The sequence below is a fragment of the Corynebacterium sp. KPL2734 genome, assembly GCF_040225595.1.
Classification (GTDB): domain Bacteria; phylum Actinomycetota; class Actinomycetes; order Mycobacteriales; family Mycobacteriaceae; genus Corynebacterium; species Corynebacterium rhinophilum.
Genome location: NZ_JBEHFO010000002.1, coordinates 80765 through 98984, shown reverse-complemented (window position 1 = coordinate 98984; position 18220 = coordinate 80765). Strand labels below are relative to the sequence as shown.

General features: G+C 58.2%; 15 protein-coding genes. 8 read left to right on the top strand and 7 right to left on the bottom strand.

Annotation, left to right across the window (positions count from 1 at the left end):
* Nucleotides 1-59: 59 nt before the first annotated feature.
* Entirely contained in the window at nucleotides 60-1088 is a 1029-nt protein-coding gene (locus tag ABRP88_RS02020; protein WP_349835950.1) for a COX15/CtaA family protein, read from the top strand.
* Nucleotides 1089-1145: 57 nt separating this feature from the next.
* On the top strand, nucleotides 1146-2114 hold the full coding sequence (locus ABRP88_RS02015; RefSeq protein ID WP_349835949.1) for a quinone oxidoreductase family protein: 969 nt from the start codon (nucleotides 1146-1148) through the stop codon (nucleotides 2112-2114).
* 52 nt (nucleotides 2115-2166) lie between these two features.
* On the opposite strand, the gene ABRP88_RS02010 is transcribed toward ABRP88_RS02015, so the two are convergent.
* Complete coding sequence (locus ABRP88_RS02010; RefSeq protein WP_284781974.1) at nucleotides 2167-3111, bottom strand: heme o synthase; 945 nt, start codon at nucleotides 3109-3111, stop codon at nucleotides 2167-2169.
* A 364-nt stretch (nucleotides 3112-3475) separates the two neighbouring features.
* On the opposite strand from ABRP88_RS02010, the gene tkt reads away from it, so the two are divergent.
* The 5 genes from tkt (at nucleotide 3476) to pgl (ending at nucleotide 10056) form a co-directional block, all read left to right on the top strand.
* Entirely contained in the window at nucleotides 3476-5548 is a 2073-nt protein-coding gene (gene tkt / locus ABRP88_RS02005) for a transketolase (protein ID WP_349836040.1), read from the top strand.
* A gap of 31 nt (nucleotides 5549-5579) precedes the next feature.
* Nucleotides 5580-6665 carry a transaldolase gene (gene tal, locus ABRP88_RS02000; protein WP_349835947.1) on the top strand — a complete coding sequence of 362 codons (1086 nt, stop codon included), beginning with the start codon at nucleotides 5580-5582 and terminating at the stop codon, nucleotides 6663-6665.
* A 99-nt stretch (nucleotides 6666-6764) separates the two neighbouring features.
* Nucleotides 6765-8297, top strand: coding sequence for a glucose-6-phosphate dehydrogenase (gene zwf, locus ABRP88_RS01995; protein ID WP_349835946.1), 1533 nt, complete (start codon nucleotides 6765-6767; stop codon nucleotides 8295-8297).
* Nucleotides 8298-8311: 14 nt separating this feature from the next.
* Complete coding sequence (locus ABRP88_RS01990; RefSeq protein WP_284784115.1) at nucleotides 8312-9247, top strand: glucose-6-phosphate dehydrogenase assembly protein OpcA; 936 nt, start codon at nucleotides 8312-8314, stop codon at nucleotides 9245-9247.
* Nucleotides 9248-9294: 47 nt separating this feature from the next.
* A complete protein-coding gene (pgl, locus tag ABRP88_RS01985; protein WP_284784119.1) occupies nucleotides 9295-10056 on the top strand; it encodes a 6-phosphogluconolactonase in 762 nt (253 codons plus the stop codon).
* 110 nt (nucleotides 10057-10166) lie between these two features.
* Here pgl and secG read toward each other — a convergent pair whose 3' ends face one another.
* The 4 genes from secG to gap all read right to left on the bottom strand — a co-directional run bounded on the left by secG (nucleotide 10167) and on the right by gap (nucleotide 13783).
* On the bottom strand, nucleotides 10167-10403 hold the full coding sequence (secG, locus tag ABRP88_RS01980; RefSeq protein WP_284769768.1) for a preprotein translocase subunit SecG: 237 nt from the start codon (nucleotides 10401-10403) through the stop codon (nucleotides 10167-10169).
* Nucleotides 10404-10601: 198 nt separating this feature from the next.
* The gene (tpiA, locus tag ABRP88_RS01975) at nucleotides 10602-11384 is read right to left on the bottom strand and encodes a triose-phosphate isomerase (RefSeq protein ID WP_284864746.1); all 783 of its coding nucleotides are present in this window, start codon (nucleotides 11382-11384) and stop codon (nucleotides 10602-10604) included.
* A gap of 45 nt (nucleotides 11385-11429) precedes the next feature.
* Entirely contained in the window at nucleotides 11430-12647 is a 1218-nt protein-coding gene (locus ABRP88_RS01970; protein ID WP_284784124.1) for a phosphoglycerate kinase, read from the bottom strand.
* Nucleotides 12648-12775: 128 nt separating this feature from the next.
* Nucleotides 12776-13783: a type I glyceraldehyde-3-phosphate dehydrogenase gene (gap, locus tag ABRP88_RS01965; RefSeq protein WP_284784126.1), complete on the bottom strand. Its 1008-nt coding sequence runs from the start codon at nucleotides 13781-13783 to the stop codon at nucleotides 12776-12778.
* Nucleotides 13784-14330: 547 nt separating this feature from the next.
* Here gap and ABRP88_RS01960 point away from each other — a divergent pair.
* Nucleotides 14331-15977 (top strand): L-lactate permease, encoded by a 1647-nt coding sequence (locus ABRP88_RS01960; protein ID WP_284864747.1) that lies wholly within the window; start codon nucleotides 14331-14333, stop codon nucleotides 15975-15977.
* Nucleotides 15978-16104: 127 nt separating this feature from the next.
* Here the strand turns inward: ABRP88_RS01960 and whiA are convergent, their stop codons facing one another.
* Nucleotides 16105-17094, bottom strand: a complete 990-nt coding sequence (gene whiA, locus ABRP88_RS01955; protein WP_284781981.1) for a DNA-binding protein WhiA — start codon at nucleotides 17092-17094, stop codon at nucleotides 16105-16107.
* A 143-nt stretch (nucleotides 17095-17237) separates the two neighbouring features.
* Nucleotides 17238-18215, bottom strand: a complete 978-nt coding sequence (locus ABRP88_RS01950; RefSeq protein ID WP_284864748.1) for a gluconeogenesis factor YvcK family protein — start codon at nucleotides 18213-18215, stop codon at nucleotides 17238-17240.
* Nucleotides 18216-18220: the final 5 nt, after the last annotated feature.

The following is an 18220-nucleotide window of genomic DNA, read 5'->3' as shown; positions in this document are numbered from 1 at the left end:
TACCAGATCCCTGCGAAATAGAGCCAAAGGTTTCGGTTCGCTACACACCCACTAGTAGGATGCACCTTGTGAATTACTGGACCAGAACTAAACGCTTTTTTAAAGAAGCCGTCCCCACCGTGGAGCAACAGCGCCTCATCGCGCTGATCCTGATCTTCTGCCAAGGCGGCATCACCGTATCTGGTTCCATTGTCCGCGTCACCGGCTCCGGCCTTGGCTGCCCCACATGGCCCCAGTGCCAGCCTGGTTCCCTGGTGCCGGTAGAAGGCGCAGCACCGGCAATCCACCAGGTCATCGAGTTTGGCAACCGCCTCCTCACCTTTGTTGATTCCGCCGCAGCCGGCGCGGCAGTAATCGCGATGTACATGGCGTGCCGCCGTCCTGAGCTCAGGGTCTATGCCTGGCTCAACGTGGCCGGCATCGTGCTGCAGGCCGTTATCGGCGGCATCTCCGTGCACCTGGATCTGCGCTGGTGGTCCGTAGCACTTCACTTCCTGCCTTCCATGGTGCTGGTATGGCTTGCCTGCATGTTGTACGCCCGCATTAAGGAACCCGATGATGGCACCGCACAGCCGCGGTTCCCGCAAGCGATTCGTATTCTCGCCGTCATCGCTACCATCGCCCTCTCGATCGTCCTGATTACCGGCACCATGGTGACCGGTTCCGGTGTGCACTCCGGTGACTCCGGAGTGGGAATGGAAGGCCGCTTGGATGTAGATACCGAGTCCATGGCTATCGCCCACGCCATGTGCATGTACGTCTACCTCATCTTTACCGCCATTACCGTCTTCCTGCTGTACAAGCACCGCACGCCGCAGGAAACCAAGAAGGCTGGCTGGGTCCTTATCGTCTGCATCCTCATTCAGTGGGCCGTGGGCGTCTTGCAGTTCTATCTGGGCGTGCCGCGGTGGACGGTCCCCTTCCACATCGGTATGTCCGCCGTGGTCACCGGTTTTACCGCCCTGCTCTGGGCACATGGGCGCCACCGCGTCGGTGGCACTCCGAACCTCATCTCAGGCTCGCCCCTCGGGGACGATAAATACGCCGTCCGCCAGCATGCATTAAATGAGGAACGCGCCGCCGTCTAAGATTTAGACAGCACTATTTTTCTGCAGCTACTGGGCTTTGTGGGATAGCATGGCCGTATGCATGCTATCCAGATCAGAGAAACGGGCAGGCCGGAAGTCTTGCGCTATGCCGAGGTTCCTGCCCCTACGCCCACTGAGGATGAAGTCTTAGTCGATGTCACCGTAGCGGGCGTGAACTATATCGATACCTACTACCGCGAGGGTATCTATAATGCTCAGACGCCTTTCATCCCTGGCTTTGAGGGAACGGGACGCGTTGTCCACGATCCCAAGGGAGAAATTGCGGAAGGCTCCCTGGTGGCATGGCACCACGCCTTTGGCTCCTATGCGGAGCAGGTTTGCGTCCCTCGAAATGGCCTTGTCGCCGTGCCGGATGATTTCCCCACCGAAATCGCGGCCTCGATGCTGCTGCAAGGCATGACCGCACACTTCCTGTCCCACGGCGTCTATGAGCTGGGCGAAGGCGCCACCTGCCTTATCACCGCTGGTGCGGGTGGTGTGGGCCAACTGTTGACCCAAATGGCGTCCTCTTTGGGGGCAACGGTCTATACCGTCGTCTCCACCGATGAGAAGGAAGAGATTTCGTATAAGTGCGGCGCCGACCACGTCTTTCGCTACAGCGATGGCTTGGGCGAGCAGGTTCGCCGGTTTAATGGCGGCGGCGGCGTCGATGTGGTCTATGACGGCGTGGGCCAAGCCACCTTCTTCGAATCGCTCGAAGCCGTTCGCCCGCGCGGCACCGTCGCACTCTTTGGTGCTGCCTCCGGCCCGGTCGAGCCCATCGATCCTCAGCTGCTTAATAAGCACGGCTCGATTTTCTTAACGCGACCTTCACTTGGAGCGTGGACGGCGCAAGAGGGCGAATTCCAGATGCGCGCGCAAGCGGTGGTCCAGGCCGTGATGGATGGAGACCTCAAGTTCAACGTTTCGGCCTCCTACCCCTTAGAAGATGCAGCACAGGCCCACCGCGACCTACAATCGCGCAGCACCACCGGTTCCATTGTCCTGCGGGTAAAACAGGACTAAGGCACAAAAAGCGCGGGCCACAAAGGCTCGCGCTTGAACGTGCTACTGGGTTCTAGAACAGGGTGGAGGACCAACCGAGCATCCGACCGATTGGTTCCCAGCCTATGACGGCATCGATGGACAGGCCGATAAAGAGTACCGATAAGTAGTTATTTGAATAGATAAACAGGCGCATGGGTTTTACCTTTGCGCCTTTCTTTACGCCTTGATGCAGGCGAATGGATAGCCACAAAAAGACCGCACCGGAAGTTACGGCGGCGATAAGGTAAATCCACGATGCCGCGGGAACGATCAACAGCGTGACGATGACGGTGCCGATGGAATACCACACGATTTGGCGCGTTACCTCTTGCTCCGTCGCCACGACCGGCAACATCGGGACGCCGGCCTTGCGGTAATCTTCCTTATACTTCATGGCCAAGGCCCACGTATGTGGCGGAGTCCAGAAAAAGATAATGAGGAATAGGACTATTGCCTGCCACCAGCGGTCGGGCTCGCCTGCTGGCGCGTTATCACGAATCACGGCCCAGCCCACCATGGCCGGCATACATCCTGCTAAACCGCCCCACACGATGTTTTGGGCATTGCGCATCTTCAAAAACTTGGTGTAGACGAAGACATAGAAGAAGTTCGTCAGGATGACGAAGAACGCCGCCAACCAAGAATTTGCCAGGATTCCCAGCCACAGCACCGACACCACGAGCATGATCCAGGCAAAGATCGCCGCGTTCCGCTTAGAAATCGTGGCGCGCACTAGTGGCCGCGCGCGGGTGCGTTGCATCTTTTGGTCAATTTCATAATCGACCACATTATTAAAGGTATGGGCAGCAGCAGCGCCCATCCAACCGCCGAAAATGGTGGAAATGATGAGCCAGATATTTTCAGAAACCGCCTCAACGCCCCGTTGTGCTTGGAGCATCGCCGGAATTGCGGCCACGAGGAGGAGTTCAATAATCCTCGGCTTCGTTAGCGCAAAATAGGCCTTGATGGTCTCCAAGGAATTCCTCCACTATCTGAACAGACGTTAATCTACAGCACACACGCTACACAGCGCGGTATGCCCACGGTGTAGTGGTCGCACACCCCGGCACAAAAGTTCCGGAGAATTAATTCACACTATGGCTTACATTTAAAATGCGCTACACATGGATCGTATCAATGCAGCGGAAATGCAGAGAGTAACTAATGCTATGCCGTACACCGCTTAGCCATGCCAGCTTACCGGTTACCCGCAGCTTTCAATAATTCCGCACCACCGTCAAAAAAGTAACTAGACTGTATGGAGTTCAGTAATTAACGCCTAGAGTTAAGCGAGGCCTTATACCGTGTCGAAAGATAATTTGTCCCCAGACCTGCAAGCTATGGTCGAGCGCCGTTATCCGGACGACTGGACAGAGACCGATACTCGCGCGGTCGACACCGTGCGCGTCCTTGCTGCCGATGCCGTCCAGAATTGCGGCTCCGGGCACCCAGGCACGGCGATGTCCTTGGCTCCCCTCGCCTACACGCTTTACCAACGCGTTCTCAATCACGACCCCAATGACGTGAATTGGGCGGGCCGCGACCGCTTCGTGCTGTCTGTCGGCCACTCCTCCCTCACCCTCTACATTCAGCTCTTCTTGGGCGGTTTCGGCTTGGAGATGAAAGATCTCCAACAGCTGCGCACCTGGGGCTCCCTTACCCCTGGCCACCCTGAGGTGCACCACACCGATGGCGTGGAGATCACCACCGGCCCCCTCGGCCAGGGCCTGGCATCATCGGTGGGCATGGCCATGGCCGCCCGCAAAGAGCGCGGCCTCTTCGACCCTGAGGCACCAGCTGGTCAATCCCCATTTGACCACTACGTCTACACCATCGCCTCCGATGGTGACCTGCAGGAAGGCGTTACCGCAGAGGCATCGTCCTTGGCGGGCACCCAGAAGCTAGGCAACCTTATCGTTTTCTGGGACGATAACCGCATTTCCATCGAGGATGACACCAATATCGCCTTCAACGAGGACGTCGCCGGGCGATATGAGGCATACGGCTGGCACGTCCAGACGGTTGAATCCGGCGAGGACGTCGTCGCCATTGAAGAGGCAGTGCGCAATGCCCAGCAGGAAACGGAGCGCCCCTCCTTCATCCGCGTCAAGACGGTGATCGGTTACCCGGCCCCCACCAAGATGAACACCGGTGGCGTCCACGGCGCCGCGCTTGGCGATGACGAAGTTGCCGCCACCAAGGAAGTGCTCGGCTTCGATCCAGAAAAAACCTTCCACATCGATGAAGAGGTCTTGGCTCACACCCGCAAGCTGGGTGAACGCGGTGCCGAAAAGCACGCGCAGTGGCAAGAAAAGTTCGACGCTTGGGCAGCGGAAAACGCCGAGAATAAGGCGCTCTTTGACCGTGTGACGGCCCGCGAATTGCCAGAAAACTTCGACGCCGAGCTGCCTGTATGGGAGCCAGGTGATGCGATTGCCACCCGTAAAGCCTCCGAAGCGACCATCCAAGCGCTGGCCGCTGCCTTGCCAGAAATGTGGGGCGGCTCGGCCGACTTGGCGGGTTCCAATAACACCGTGATTAAGGGCGCGGATTCCTTCGGTCCTGAAAACATCACCACCAATAAGTGGTCCGCACAGCCATATGGCCGCAACCTGCACTTTGGCATCCGCGAGCACGCGATGTCCGCCATCATGAACGGCATCGCTCTCCACGGAAATACCCGCGTATATGGCGGTACCTTCCTGATCTTCTCCGAGTATCAGTACCCTGCCGTGCGCCTCGGCTCGCTGATGTCTACCGATACCTACTATGTGTGGACGCACGATTCTATTGGCTTGGGCGAGGACGGCCCAACCCACCAGCCAGTAGAAACCCTGTCAGCGTTGCGCGCCATTCCGAACCTGTCTGTAATCCGCCCTGCCGATGCCAATGAAACCGCGCAGGCCTGGGCCGCAGCGATGGAATACAAGGCTGCACCGAAGGGCCTTGCGCTTAGCCGCCAGAATCTTCCCATCTTGGAAGGCACCAAGGAAAATGCACGCGATGGCGTTCGCCGCGGTGCCTACACCTTGGTCGAAGGCTCCAAGGATGAGCCAGATGTCATCTTGCTGGCCACTGGCTCGGAGGTACAGCTCGCGGTGGAGGCAGCCAACCAGCTCGAAAGCGAAGGCACGTCCGCTCGCGTGGTATCTGCTCCGTGCCTGGAGTGGTTCGACGAGCAGGATGCAGAGTACCGCGAATCGGTCCTGCCCAGCAGCGTGAAGGCTCGCGTTTCCGTTGAGGCTGGCCTCGCCATGTCCTGGCACAAGTACACCGGTACTTTCGGCCGCAACGTCTCCCTAGAGCACTACGGCGCTTCTGCTCCCGGCGATGAGCTCTTCAAAAAGTTTGGCTTTACCTCTGCTGCGGTTGCCGATGCCGCACGCGAGAGCATCGCCGAAACGCAGCGCTAAGCCCACCTCACCGACGCTTAAAGGAATGACTATGAACAACATTTCTGAACTTGCCCAATTAGGTACCTCCACATGGCTCGATGATCTCTCGCGCCAGCGTTTGGAGTCTGGAAACTTAAAAGAGATTATTTCCTCCAAGTCCATCGTGGGTGTGACGACCAACCCGGCCATCTTCGCCACCGCTATGACTAGTGGCACAGCCTATGACGCGGACTTGGCTGCATTGAAGGAGAAGGGTGCTTCGGCCGATGAGGCCGTCTACTCCCTGGCCATTACGGACGTGCAAAACGCCTGTGACCTTTTCGCCGATATTTACGCCGAGACCGACGGCCAGGATGGCCGCGTATCCATCGAGGTGGATCCGCGCATCTCTGACGATGCAGCGGCAACTCTCAAGCAGGCCCGCGAACTGTGGGATCAGGTGGATCGCCCAAACGCGATGATTAAGATTCCTGCTACCAAGGGCTCCCTTCCCGCAATCGAGGATGCCCTCGCAGATGGAATCAGCGTCAATGTCACCTTGATCTTTTCGGTGTCTCGCTACCGCGAGGTCATCTCCGCATTCCAGGCTGGGCTCAAGCGCGCGGCCGAGGGTGGCAAGGACGTCACCAAGATTCATTCGGTCGCATCCTTCTTCGTCTCCCGCCTGGATACGGAAGTTGATAAGCGCTTAGAAGCTATCGGTTCCGAAGAAGCCCTGTCCCTGCGCGGCAAGGCCGGTGTCGCTAATGCGCAGCGTGCCTACGCCCTCTTCCAAGAAGAATTGCTCGGTGACAACGGCCTCCCAGAAGGCGCTCCCGTACAGCGACCACTGTGGGCTTCCACCGGCGTGAAAAACCCTGATTACCCAGCAACGCTGTACGTGACCGAGCTGGCTGGGCCGCACACGGTCAATACCATGCCGGAAAAGACCATTGATGCGGTCCTGCAGGAAGGTGGCCTCCACGGCGACACCCTGTCCACGGCCGGCGAAGAAGCCGAGAAGGTCTTCTCCCAGCTCGAATCGGTGGGCATTGACCTAGAAGATGTCTTCGTGGTCCTTGAGCGCGAAGGCGTCGACAAGTTCGTCGCCGCGTGGAATGACCTCCTTGATTCCCTCAAACAGCGACTCGCGTAAACTACGACCGTGGTCTTAGCCCCGCCGGAAAGCCGGCGGGGCATTATGCCGCCACTAGTTGAAAGACTACTTAGCTTTTCCCTCCAGGAAGGATAATCCGTGACGGACTCAGCCGCTTGGGTCAATCCCTTGCGTAATGCCGCCGATAAACGATTGCCACGCATCGCGGGCCCCGCGGGCATGGTCATCTTTGGTGTAACCGGCGATTTAGCTTTCAAAAAGCTCTTGCCGGCCATCTATGACCTTGCCAGCCGCGGTCTCTTGCCCGCGGGCTTCACGCTCGTCGGCTATGGCCGCAAGGACTGGGATAACGCGGACTTCTGCGATTATTTCCGCAGCGCGGTAGAAGCCGGTGCCCGCACTGACTTTAACCACGACGTCTGGGAGCACTTATCCCAAGGAATCGAGTTCGTGCAAGGATCCTTTGATGATGAGGGCTTCGACAGGCTTTCTGCACGGTTGGCCGAGCTGGATAAGGCCCGGGGCACGGGAAGCAACTGGGCATACTACCTTTCGGTGCCGCCAGAGTTCTTCTCCGATATCTGCCACCAATTGGAACGCGTGGGCATGGCCAATTCCATGGAGGATTCGTGGCGCCGCGTGATCATCGAAAAGCCCTTTGGACATGACCAGGAATCCGCGCGCGAACTCAATGAAATTGTCAACGCGGTCTTCCCCGAATCGGCCGTCTTCCGCATCGATCACTACCTGGGCAAAGAGACCGTGCAAAATATTATGGCGCTGCGGTTTGCCAACCAGATCTTTGAGCCGATGTGGAACGCGCACTATATCGATCACGTGCAAATTACCATGGCCGAAGATATCGGCCTCGGCGGCCGCGCTGGCTATTATGACGGAATCGGCGCTGCACGCGACGTTATTCAAAACCACCTCCTGCAGCTGCTCGCCCTCGTCGCAATGGAGGAACCCTCTTCCTTCGAGCCGGAGGCGCTGCGCGCCGAAAAGGTCAAGGTGCTGCGCGCCACGCAGCCAGTGCATCCGCTGAATAAAACCACCGCTCGTGGCCAATACACCGCCGGCTGGCAGGGCTCGGAATACGTGAAGGGCTTACGCGAGGAGGAAGGCTTCGATCCCGCCTCCACTACCGAGACGTACGCGGCATGTACGCTGGAGGTCAATTCGCGGCGCTGGGGTGGCGTGCCGTTCTACCTGCGCACGGGAAAGCGGCTGGGGCGCCGCGTTACCGAGATTGCCTTGGTCTTCAAGGCCGCGCCGAACCAGCCCTTTGTCGATGGCGAAACCGATGCCCTTGGCCAAAATGCGGTGGTTATCCGCGTTCAACCAGATGAGGGCGTCACCATGCGCTTTGGCTCAAAGGTGCCAGGCTCCACCATGGAGGTGCGCGATGTGAACATGGACTTTGCCTATGCCGAGGCATTCACCGAGGAATCCCCCGAGGCCTATGAGCGCCTCATCTTGGATGCCCTCCTCGATGAATCATCCCTGTTCCCCACCAATGAAGAAGTCGAACTATCGTGGTCGATTTTGGATCCGATCATCGATTACTGGTCCAAGCATGGTGAGCCCGAAGATTATAAGGCGGGCACATGGGGGCCCACCTCAGCCGATAAGATGCTGCGCCGCCGGGGTCACTCCTGGCGCCGCCCGTAGAAGGGATGTAGTCAATGATTATTCCATTGCCTAATACCACCACTGGTGAAATTGCCAAGAAGCTTGTCGATGCCCAGGAGCACTACACCCGCACCACGGGCCGCGTGCTCACCTTAATCGTGGAGGCACAAGAAGGCGACGATCTGGAACAAATTCTTGCCTCTGTGCGCGATGCCTCTCATGAGCACCCCTCCCGCGTGCTCGTCGTGGTCCCCGGTGACCCGAATTCTGATACCCAGCTCGATGCCCAGCTCCGCGTCGGTGGCGAAGCCGGTGCCTCCGAGACCGTCGTCATGCAATTGCACGGGGCACTCGCGGATCAAGCCGAGTCCGTGCTCACCCCGCTCTTGCTGCCGGATACCCCACTGGTCGCATGGTGGCCCAACGTGTGCCCCCAGGTGCCGTCAAAAAGCCCCGTGGGCAAATTGGCCCAGCGCCGCATCACCAATGTGGCCCATAAAGGTACCGTGGGCGAGCAGGATCTGCGCGCGCTTTCTGATGGCTACTCCCCCGGCGATTCCGATATGTCCTGGGCCTCCATCACGCTGTGGCGCGGGGTCGTCGCATCGGCGCTCGATCACCATCCCCATGAAAAGGTGCTATCGGTAGAGGTCGCCGGCCCTGCCGGGCATCCGGCGCCTAACTTCGCGGCGGGTTGGTTGCTTGACCGCCTCAGCGTCCCAGTACAGCGCACGGCCGAGGAAGCAAATAATGACTATTTCCCGGTTACCCACCTGCGCTTTAACCGGGAATCGACCCACGTAGATGTGGATGTCGTCGATGAGCGCACTGTGCGAGTGCGCGTACCGGGTACCCCAGACTCGCTAGTCAGTTTGAGCCCGCGCACGCAAACCGAAATCCTCTCTGAGGAATTACGACACCTCGATGCCGATAAAACTTATGCCCAGGCACTACGTGCTCTGGGAGAAGTAGACTACAGTAAGCTTTAACAGCGCACTTGTTTATACCGATTCTTTGCAAAGGATTCTGATACCGAATGGTAACGCTTCACCGCGTCAGTGATGTAGATGACCTTATTTCCCAAGCCGCACTCAAATTTATTGAGACCATCGCCGGAATTCAGGCTGGCAACGGTGGCATCCATGGTGACGGCGTAGCAAGAATCGTACTAACGGGTGGGGGCGCAGGAATCGGACTGCTGCACGAGCTTGCGCGCCTTGACTTTTCCGCCCAACAGCAAGGTGAAAACTACCCTGCCCTGCGTATCGATTGGTCCCGCGTGCACATCTTCTTTGGCGATGAGCGCAATGTTCCGGTCAGCGACCCAGATTCCAACGAAGGTCAAGCGCGTTCCGCGCTGCTCGATCACGTCGATATTCCAGATCAGAATATCCACGGATTCGACCTCGGTGCGGTCTCCATGGAGGCTGCCGCCAATGCTTACGAGCCGGAGCTGAAAGACTTCGCACCTTTAGGCTTCGATCTACACCTTTTGGGCATGGGCGCAGAAGGCCACATTAACTCCCTGTTCCCCCACTCTCCTGCCATCCGTGAGCAGGAAGAACTCGCGGTACCGGTACACGATTCTCCCAAGCCACCCAGCGAGCGCATTACCCTCACGTTGCCGGCGGTCAATAGGTCCGAGCGCGTCTGGCTCTTGGTTGCCGGGGAGGAAAAGGCCGCTGCTGCGAAGAGCATCGTTGACGGCGTCGACGCTGAGGAGTGCCCAGCGGCCGGTGCGCAAGGGACGAAGGAGACGATCCTCTTCCTTGCTGACGATGCCGCGCAGGAACTTTAAAAACATCGCCGCCCTTCCTGCTTAACGCACAAAGCGCCGGTACCTCAGCCCCACCCTTTCTCTGCGAAAGGACACGGGATGAAGTACCGGCGCTGTTGTTTGGCCGGGTCCTAGGCCGCGAAGGCCTGGATGAGGTTAAGGCCAACGATGCAGGCCAACCAGATAATCACCATGACGATGGTATAGCGGTCCAAATTCTTTTCCACCACGGTCGAACCGGACAGGTTCGATTGCACACCGCCGCCGAAAAGGCTAGACAGGCCGCCGCCTTTGCCCTTGTGTAAAAGCACAAAGATGGACATCAAAATAGCTGAAATTAGCAAAATGATTTCCAGTGCTAAGACCATGAGGTTCTTCCTTTTCTCAACGTGCGCCCAGTGGCACCTTCGATGTACTACCGAAAGTCACGCTTGCCACCGGCGCGAAGTACTTACCTGCTTTGCCTACGCAAAGCAATCACAAGGGCCTACTGTACACCATGCCGCGGGCGGGGCTCACCCCAACCCGCGGCATACCAGTCACCTTGTGATGGTTGTTAACGCATGTTAACTAACGGCATTAGCTGCATTGGCGGCTAGCTTGGCGAAGTCCTCTCCTACCAAGGAAGCACCACCGATGAGGCCGCCGTCTACGTCCGGCTTGCTGACGATATCCGCAACGGAGTCAACCTTTACGGAACCGCCGTACAGGATGCGAATACCTTCGGCAACCTCGTCGCCCGCGAGTTCCTTGACCAAGCCACGGATGGCGGCGCACACTTCCTGCGCGTCATCCGCGGAGGCAACCTTGCCGGTGCCGATGGCCCACACGGGTTCGTAGGCGATAACCGTCTTGGATAGCTGCTCGGCGCTAAGTCCATGCAGGGAATCGCGGGTTTGGTTCACCACGTAGTCAACGTGGGTGCCGGCCTCGCGCACGTCGAGCGGCTCGCCCACGCAGACGATGGGGCTGATGCCATTTTCCAAGGCCGCTGCGGCCTTTTCAGCGACCAGCTGGTCGGTTTCGCCGTGGTATTCGCGACGCTCGGAGTGGCCAACGACTGCCCAGCTGCATCCCAGTTTGTTCAGCATCTGGCCGGATACCTCGCCGGTGTAGGCACCAGACTCGTGCTTGGAGATGTCCTGCGCACCGTAGGTGATCTTCAGCTTATCGCCCTCAACGAGCGTCTGAATCGTGCGGATATCGGTAAATGGAACCATGTAGGCTACATCTACCTTATCGTAGTAATCCTCCGGCAGGGAGAATGCGAACTTTTGAACGGAGCCGATGGCCTCAATGTGATCGAGGTTCATCTTCCAGTTGCCAGCAATAAGTGGTGTACGTGCCATAATTAGTCCTTTCTTTATACGCCTGTATTTAGCTGTTTAGGCGGTTTATGCTTCGAGCACGGAAACGCCCGGCAGCTCCTTGCCCTCGAGGTACTCGAGGGACGCGCCGCCGCCGGTGGAGATGTGGCTGAAGCCATCCTCATCGAGGCCCAGGGTGCGCACGGAGGCTGCGGAGTCGCCGCCGCCGACGACGGAGAAGGAACCGTTAGAGGAGGTGGCATCGATAATCGCCTGCGCTACTCCAGCGGTGCCCTTGGAGAAGGCCTCCATTTCGAATACGCCCATGGGGCCGTTCCAGAATACGGTCTTGGAGTCTGCCAGTACGTCGGCAAATTTCTCGATGGACTTCGGTCCGATGTCCAGGGACATCCAGCCCTCAGGAATGCCATCGAGCTCAACGACCTTGGTCTCAGCATCGGCGGCGAACTCGCTGGCGGCGGTGAGGTCAACGGGAAGGACGATCTTGTCGCCAAAGCGCTCCAGCAGGCTCTTGCAGTTTTCGATCTGGTCCTCTTGCAGCAAGGACTCCTGAACGTTGTAGCCCTTGGCTGCCAGCAGGGTGTAGCACATGCCGCCGCCGATGATGATCTTATCGGCCTTTCCAGCAAGTGCTTCGATAACGCCAAGCTTGTCAGAGACCTTTGCGCCACCCAGTACAACGACGTATGGGTGCGCCGGATCCTTTGCCACGGTGGACAATACGTCCAATTCCTTTTCCACCAGCTTGCCGGCGTAGGCGGGCAGGCGCTTGGCGACGTCATATACCGAGGTCTGCGCGCGGTGCACAACGCCGAAGCCATCAGAGACGAATGCGCCATTATCAGCAGCCAGGGCGACGAGCTCGTCGGCGAATTCGCCGCGCTCTGCCCCATCCTTAGAGGTCTCGCGAGGATCGAAGCGGACATTTTCTACCAGCATGACATCGCCGCTGTTTAGCCCGTTTGCGCGCTCGTGAGCGTCTTCCCCGGTGACGTCGTTGGCCAAGGCAACGTACTGATCTAGGGCCTCGGACAATGCTTCTGCGACAGGAGCCAGGGAGTACTTGGAATTTACCTCACCCTTGGGGCGGCCGAGGTGGGCGGAAAGGATGACCTTCGCGCCGCCATCGACAAGAGCCTTAATCGTGGGAAGAGATGCGGTGATGCGGCCGGGGTCGGTGATATTTCCGGCATCATCCAGCGGCACGTTGAAGTCAGAACGAACCAGAATGTGGCGGTCCTCTACGCCTTCTTCTAACAGGTTATCTAGGGTCTTAAAAGCCATGTGTTACTCCTTTTAAAGTGGATTCTGCAGTTAAGGTTGCTACATAAAATGATACCGGCCACAACGTCGTGCCGTCAGGGCGTTCGTTGTGGCCGGTATCGCATTAAGAGGTGCTCTGTATTAGAACTTTAGAGCTTTTCTGCAACCAAGTTGGTCATGCGGACGAGCTGGGAGGTGTAGCCCCACTCGTTGTCGTACCAACCCAGAACCTTGACCAAGTTGCCGTTGGAGACCTTGGTCATGCCGGCATCGAAGATGCAGCCGTGCGGGGAGGTTACGATGTCAGTGGAAACTAGGGGATCCTCGGTGTATGCGAGGGTGTCCTTCAGCTCGCCTTCAGCTGCCTCCTTCAGTGCCGCGTTGATTTCCTCAACGGTGACGTCGCGAGAAGCGGTGAAGGTCAGGTCAGTTGCGGAACCGGTGATGACCGGAACGCGCATTGCGTAACCGTCCAGCTTGCCTTCCAGCTCAGGCAGGACCAGGGACACGGCCTTTGCTGCACCGGTGGAGGTAGGCACCAAGTTGACGGCTGCGGCGCGGGCACGACGCAGGTCCTTGTGAGGAGCGTCCTGCAGACGCTGGTCACCGGTATAAGCGTGAACGGTGGTCATCAGGCCCTTTTCCACACCGAACTTGTCATTCAAGACCTTGGCCATAGGGGCCAGGCAGTTGGTGGTGCAGGAAGCTGCGGAAATAACGTTGTGGTTAGCTGAGTCGTAGGTGTCGGAGTTAACACCGTAGACGAAGGTTGCGTCAACTTCCTTACCAGGGGCGGAAATGATGACCTTCTTGGCGCCGGCCTCAATGTGAGCCTTTGCGTCGTTACCGTTGGTGAACAGGCCGGTGGACTCGATAACGAGGTCCACGTCCAGCTCGCCCCACTTCAGGTTCTTCGGGTCCTTCTCGTTGAAGACCTGGATGCGGTTGCCATTGACGGTGATGGAATCATCGTCGTAGGTAATCTCGCCGTCGAAGCGACCCAGTACGGAGTCATACTTCAACAGGTTAGAGAGAGTTTGGTTATCGGTCAGGTCGTTGACGGCAACGATCTCAAGGTCGTTGTCGGTCCGGTTAACTGCGTGGAAGAAGTTACGACCAATGCGGCCAAAGCCGTTAATGCCTACGCGGGTAGTCACTGTAAATCTCCTCAAAGAGTCGAGTAATTATTTCTATGGGCCTACCGCGGGTCCTTCGAGTACTTTACTGCTCTGGGTGAGTAAGGTGCCCGAGGCTTTGCCCAACAACCGCAATACTACAGAGCCTTTATAGCGCGTGCAGTGGGCTGCAAGCCTGACAACGCAGGATCTGAAAGTTTTCCGATCTAGGCGTACAATTTTCCCGAGTATTTTTGTTTTTTCCGAATATTCAGGCTGTTCAAGCCCGTTTAAGTTGGTTCTTGTGGACTTTACACCGTTAATGTGTGATATATCACTACATGTGGGCGTTCCCCTACTTCACCGCACACCAGTCCTCCAAAGACACAGTGGTATAAATTAACTTAACCCAAATCACACCTCAGCGTTTATGACGCGATATGCTTGCGCTAACTCACTGTGTTCCAGGTAGCACTCGGGCATTCGCTGGGCGCTAATCTCTCGCCTGAAACGCGTGGGCAATAAATTTACATCCCTCGCAGACCGAATGCGCCTGCGATAGTACCCCCGTTAGAATCGAGGATACTCAATGTTTGAGATAAACACCTCTGTTGTGGGAGACAGTCTTGGGCTCACCGCGCTCGTGGCGATTCTCCCCCTCGTAGCCTTTTTCATTATGTTGATGGGCTTTAAAGCCCGCGCACATACTTCGGGAGCCGTCGCCCTTGCGACCTCCATCATCCTAGCCATAGTTGCCTTTGCGATGCCCGTGGATATGGCACTGTCCTCCGCGGTCCGCGGTGGGCTCTTCGGCCTACTGCCCATCGTCTGGGTCATTATTACAGCGATTTGGTTTTACGAGATCACGGTCGCCTCAGGCCGCTTCGAAGATCTACGTAAGACCTTCGACCTCTTGGGCGATGGCGATATCCGCATCCAGTCGATGCTCATCGCCTTCTGCTTCGGTGGCCTCCTTGAAGCCCTTGCGGGCTTCGGTGCCCCCGTTGCTATTACCGCCACCATGATTATGGCGCTCGGCGTCAAGCCGCTGCGCGCTGCGACGGTGGTTCTTATTGCCAATACCGCACCGGTGGCATTCGGCGCGGTTGGTATTCCGGTCACCACCGCCGGTGAGGTTGGCGGACGTACCGCCGAGCAAACCCAAGATATCGCCGGCCTTATCGCCCTGCAGGTCTTGGTCATTGCCGCGATCGTCCCGTTCCTCATCGCCTTCATCTTGGACGGTATGCGCGGTGTGAAGGAAACTGCACCCGCCGCCGCGGTCATCGGTATCTCCTTTGCCGGCGCACAGTGGCTTACCGCCACCTTCTTCGCCTACCAGCTCACCAACGTTATTGCCTGCATCGTGTCCCTGGGTGCTGCCTTCATCTTCCTCCGCGTGTGGAAGCCACACGGTGTTACCGAGCTGCGCGAGCGCATGGAGCTGCCCGCTGCAGAAACCACGACCGACCTCAATGGTCGCCGCATCTGGATGGCGCTGCTGCCCTACGCCGTCGTTACCGCAGTATTTGCCGTTGCTACCGCAGCACCAGCAATCTTCGGCTTCTGGAAGCTGAAGTTCGCATGGCCGCTGCTTGATGGCACCGTCATCGGCACTAACGGTGAGGCCATGGACACCAGCTTTAGCTTCAATGTCTTTGGCAACCCCGGTACCTTGCTCTTGCTCTCCGGCATCATTGTGGCCATCGTTTACCACTTCTGGAACGAAAACGGCCGCTACAAGCTCAGCTTCTCCCAACCCGTGCAGGCCTTCGGTGAAGTTGCCAACCGCATGAAATTCTCTGGGCTGACCATCGTTCTGGTCCTCGCTTTGGCCTACACGATGAACTACTCGGGTCAGACCATCGCCATCGGTGAATTCGTCTCCTCCGCAGGCTCCATCTTCGCGCTCTTCGCACCCGTGCTGGGCTGGATTGGTACCGCGGTGACCGGCTCCGATACCTCTGCGAACGCGCTCTTTGGCAACCTGCAGGTTGCGGCCGCCGACCGCATTGGTGTGAACCCTGACCTCATGCTGGCTGCCAATACCGCCGGTGGTGTTGTGGGTAAGATGATTTCGCCACAATCACTGGCCATCGCGGCAACCGCCGTATCCATGGAAGGCAAGGAATCTGTCATCCTGAAAAACGTCGTGGGCTACTCCATCGCGTTCTTGGCCGTTGTCTGTGTCATCGTCTTCTTGATGACCAACGTCCTGGGCTTCTTGGTCCCATAAAACGCAAGCCACCACTGGCTATAAGCGCCTCAGCCGCGACGCAACAAAAGGCGGGAGGGAAAGCACCTCAATGCTTTCCTTCCCGCCTTTCGTGGTTCAAAGTTCCAGAGCCAATCGTGCCCCGCGACTAAGAGTCACCAAAAAGATCATCTGAGATGGACTCATTAGTATCGGGGATGTCCAGTTCTTCGGCCCGCTTATCCGCCATGGATAATAAGCGCCGAATGCGCCCTGCCACCGCATCTTTGGTCATAGGCGGATCCGCCAGCCTGCCGAGCTCCTCCAACGAGGCCTCGCGGTGCTGCACGCGCAAGCGGCCGGCATCGGCTAGGTGCTCAGGAACGTCATCCCCCAAAATCTCCATCGCCCTATCTACGCGCGCCGCGGCGGTGACGGCGGCCCGTGCCGAGCGGCGCAGGTTGGCATCATCAAAATTATCCAACCGGCGCGATGTATCGTGCGCTTCGCGCTTTACCCGCTTCTTTTCCCAAGACAGGCGGGTCACTTGCGCGCCCATGCGGGTAAGCAACGCGCCAATGGCATCGCCGTCGCGGACGACCACGCGATCTTCGCCGCGGGTCTCTTTAGTCTTTGCGGAAATTCCCAGGCGCCGTGCGCATCCCACGAGTGCCAACGCGGCCTCCTGGCAGGGGCAGCTGACTTCCAATGCTGAAGAACGCCCGGGTTCCGTCAGGCTGCCGTGCGCAAGGAAGGCACCGCGCCACGCCGCCTCGCTATCAGCCACCGTGCCGGAAATGACCTGCGGCGGAAGCCCCACCACAGCGTGACCGGAGCGGGTAATCAGGCCTAGGCGGCGGGTAAGCTCCTTTGCCCCTTTAGTGATGCGCACGATGACGCGCGATCTCTTCACCGTCCCCGCAGGGCCGACAACGTGGCTTTCCGCTTCGATCCCGTAGAGCTCGTCTAAAGCCACGAGGATGCGCTGCGCAATAGCCTGGTTATCAAGCTCCAGCTCATAGGCCATGCTCTCACCAGAGACATCTACTTCTCCGGCAAAGCGCAGGATCGATGCGAGCTCCGCAGCGCGCGCGGACTGACGTGTCACGCCAACCGCCGCTAGTTCTTCTTTGACCTGTTCGGTCAACGGTGTGGTCACCTAGTTCGCCCCATTTCTCTGTCACAGTCACGAATGACGCTTGTGCAATGCACGGTCCCACGCACACCAACTACTGCGTGGGAAACGGAATTTTCTCATTTTACCGTGTCCCGCGCCCTGAGGACTGGCTGGCCTGAACTTAGCTAGGCCCGCCGGTACTCGTTATAAAGATCCACGATGACAGAAGAAAGTTTGTCTGGATCGTGTTTCATCAATCGCTGTCCATTGTCATCCTGGATACTGACATCTGCAAATACCGCGCGTGCGCCCAAGGCTTGCGCAGCGCGCTGTACATATACCCGTTCGCTCTCATTTGGCAGCGCTGCCGCATCTAGGACGATGCGGTCGATGCGTAGATCCGGGGCGTGACGAGCCAGCACATGCACGTGGCGCTCCGCGGAAAAGCCTTGGGTTTCTCCCGGTTCGGCTGACAGGTTGAGCATCACGACGCGCAAAGCATCGGACTCAGAAATAGCCTGCACGATTTCTGGCACCAAGGTATGCGGTAATACCGAACTAAACCAGGATCCTGGACCGATGGTAATAAGATCTGCTTGCCTAATAGCCTCCAGCGCGGCGGGATTGGCTTCCGGGGCTTCAGGCAGGATTCGCACGCGCCGCACATGCCCCGGCGTCGATGCCACTGCGACCTGGCCGCGGACCTGGCGCATGACCCGGGGGTCATCGTCAAGCCCTGAGACATCAGCCTCAATCTCTAAGGGATGCGGGACCACGGGGATGACCCGCCCGTGCGAGTGCGTTAGCTCTGCTACCGCGTCCAAGGCGGCCTGGTAATCGCCCAAGACCCCGGTCAAACCGGCGATCATGAGGTTGCCCACGGCGTGGCCAGCCATGGCGCCATTGCCGCCGAAGCGATGCTGGAGGGTCTTGCCCCACAGCTCGCCTACGCGATTGTCATCGGCTAGCGCGGCCAACGCCATGCGCAGGTCACCAGGCGGAATGATATCCAATTCTCGGCGCAGGCGCCCCGAGGATCCGCCATCATCGGCGACCGTCACGATGGCAGAAATATCCGCCGCATTGCTGCGCCTAGCGGATAAAAGTGTTTGATAAAGACCATGGCCGCCGCCAAGGCAGACCATATGAGAAGGGTGTTTCATACAGT

Coding starts and splice junctions, on each gene's coding strand:
- ABRP88_RS02020 (WP_349835950.1), top strand. CDS start 60: ATGCACCTTGTGAATTACTGGACCAGAACTAAACGCTTTTTTAAAGAA.
- ABRP88_RS02015 (WP_349835949.1), top strand. CDS start 1,146: ATGCATGCTATCCAGATCAGAGAAACGGGCAGGCCGGAAGTCTTGCGC.
- tkt (WP_349836040.1), top strand. CDS start 3,476: ATGGTCGAGCGCCGTTATCCGGACGACTGGACAGAGACCGATACTCGC.
- tal (WP_349835947.1), top strand. CDS start 5,580: ATGAACAACATTTCTGAACTTGCCCAATTAGGTACCTCCACATGGCTC.
- ABRP88_RS01990 (WP_284784115.1), top strand. CDS start 8,312: ATGATTATTCCATTGCCTAATACCACCACTGGTGAAATTGCCAAGAAG.
- pgl (WP_284784119.1), top strand. CDS start 9,295: ATGGTAACGCTTCACCGCGTCAGTGATGTAGATGACCTTATTTCCCAA.
- secG (WP_284769768.1), bottom strand. CDS start 10,403: ATGGTCTTAGCACTGGAAATCATTTTGCTAATTTCAGCTATTTTGATG.
- tpiA (WP_284864746.1), bottom strand. CDS start 11,384: ATGGCACGTACACCACTTATTGCTGGCAACTGGAAGATGAACCTCGAT.
- ABRP88_RS01970 (WP_284784124.1), bottom strand. CDS start 12,647: ATGGCTTTTAAGACCCTAGATAACCTGTTAGAAGAAGGCGTAGAGGAC.
- ABRP88_RS01960 (WP_284864747.1), top strand. CDS start 14,331: ATGTTTGAGATAAACACCTCTGTTGTGGGAGACAGTCTTGGGCTCACC.
- ABRP88_RS01950 (WP_284864748.1), bottom strand. CDS start 18,215: ATGAAACACCCTTCTCATATGGTCTGCCTTGGCGGCGGCCATGGTCTT.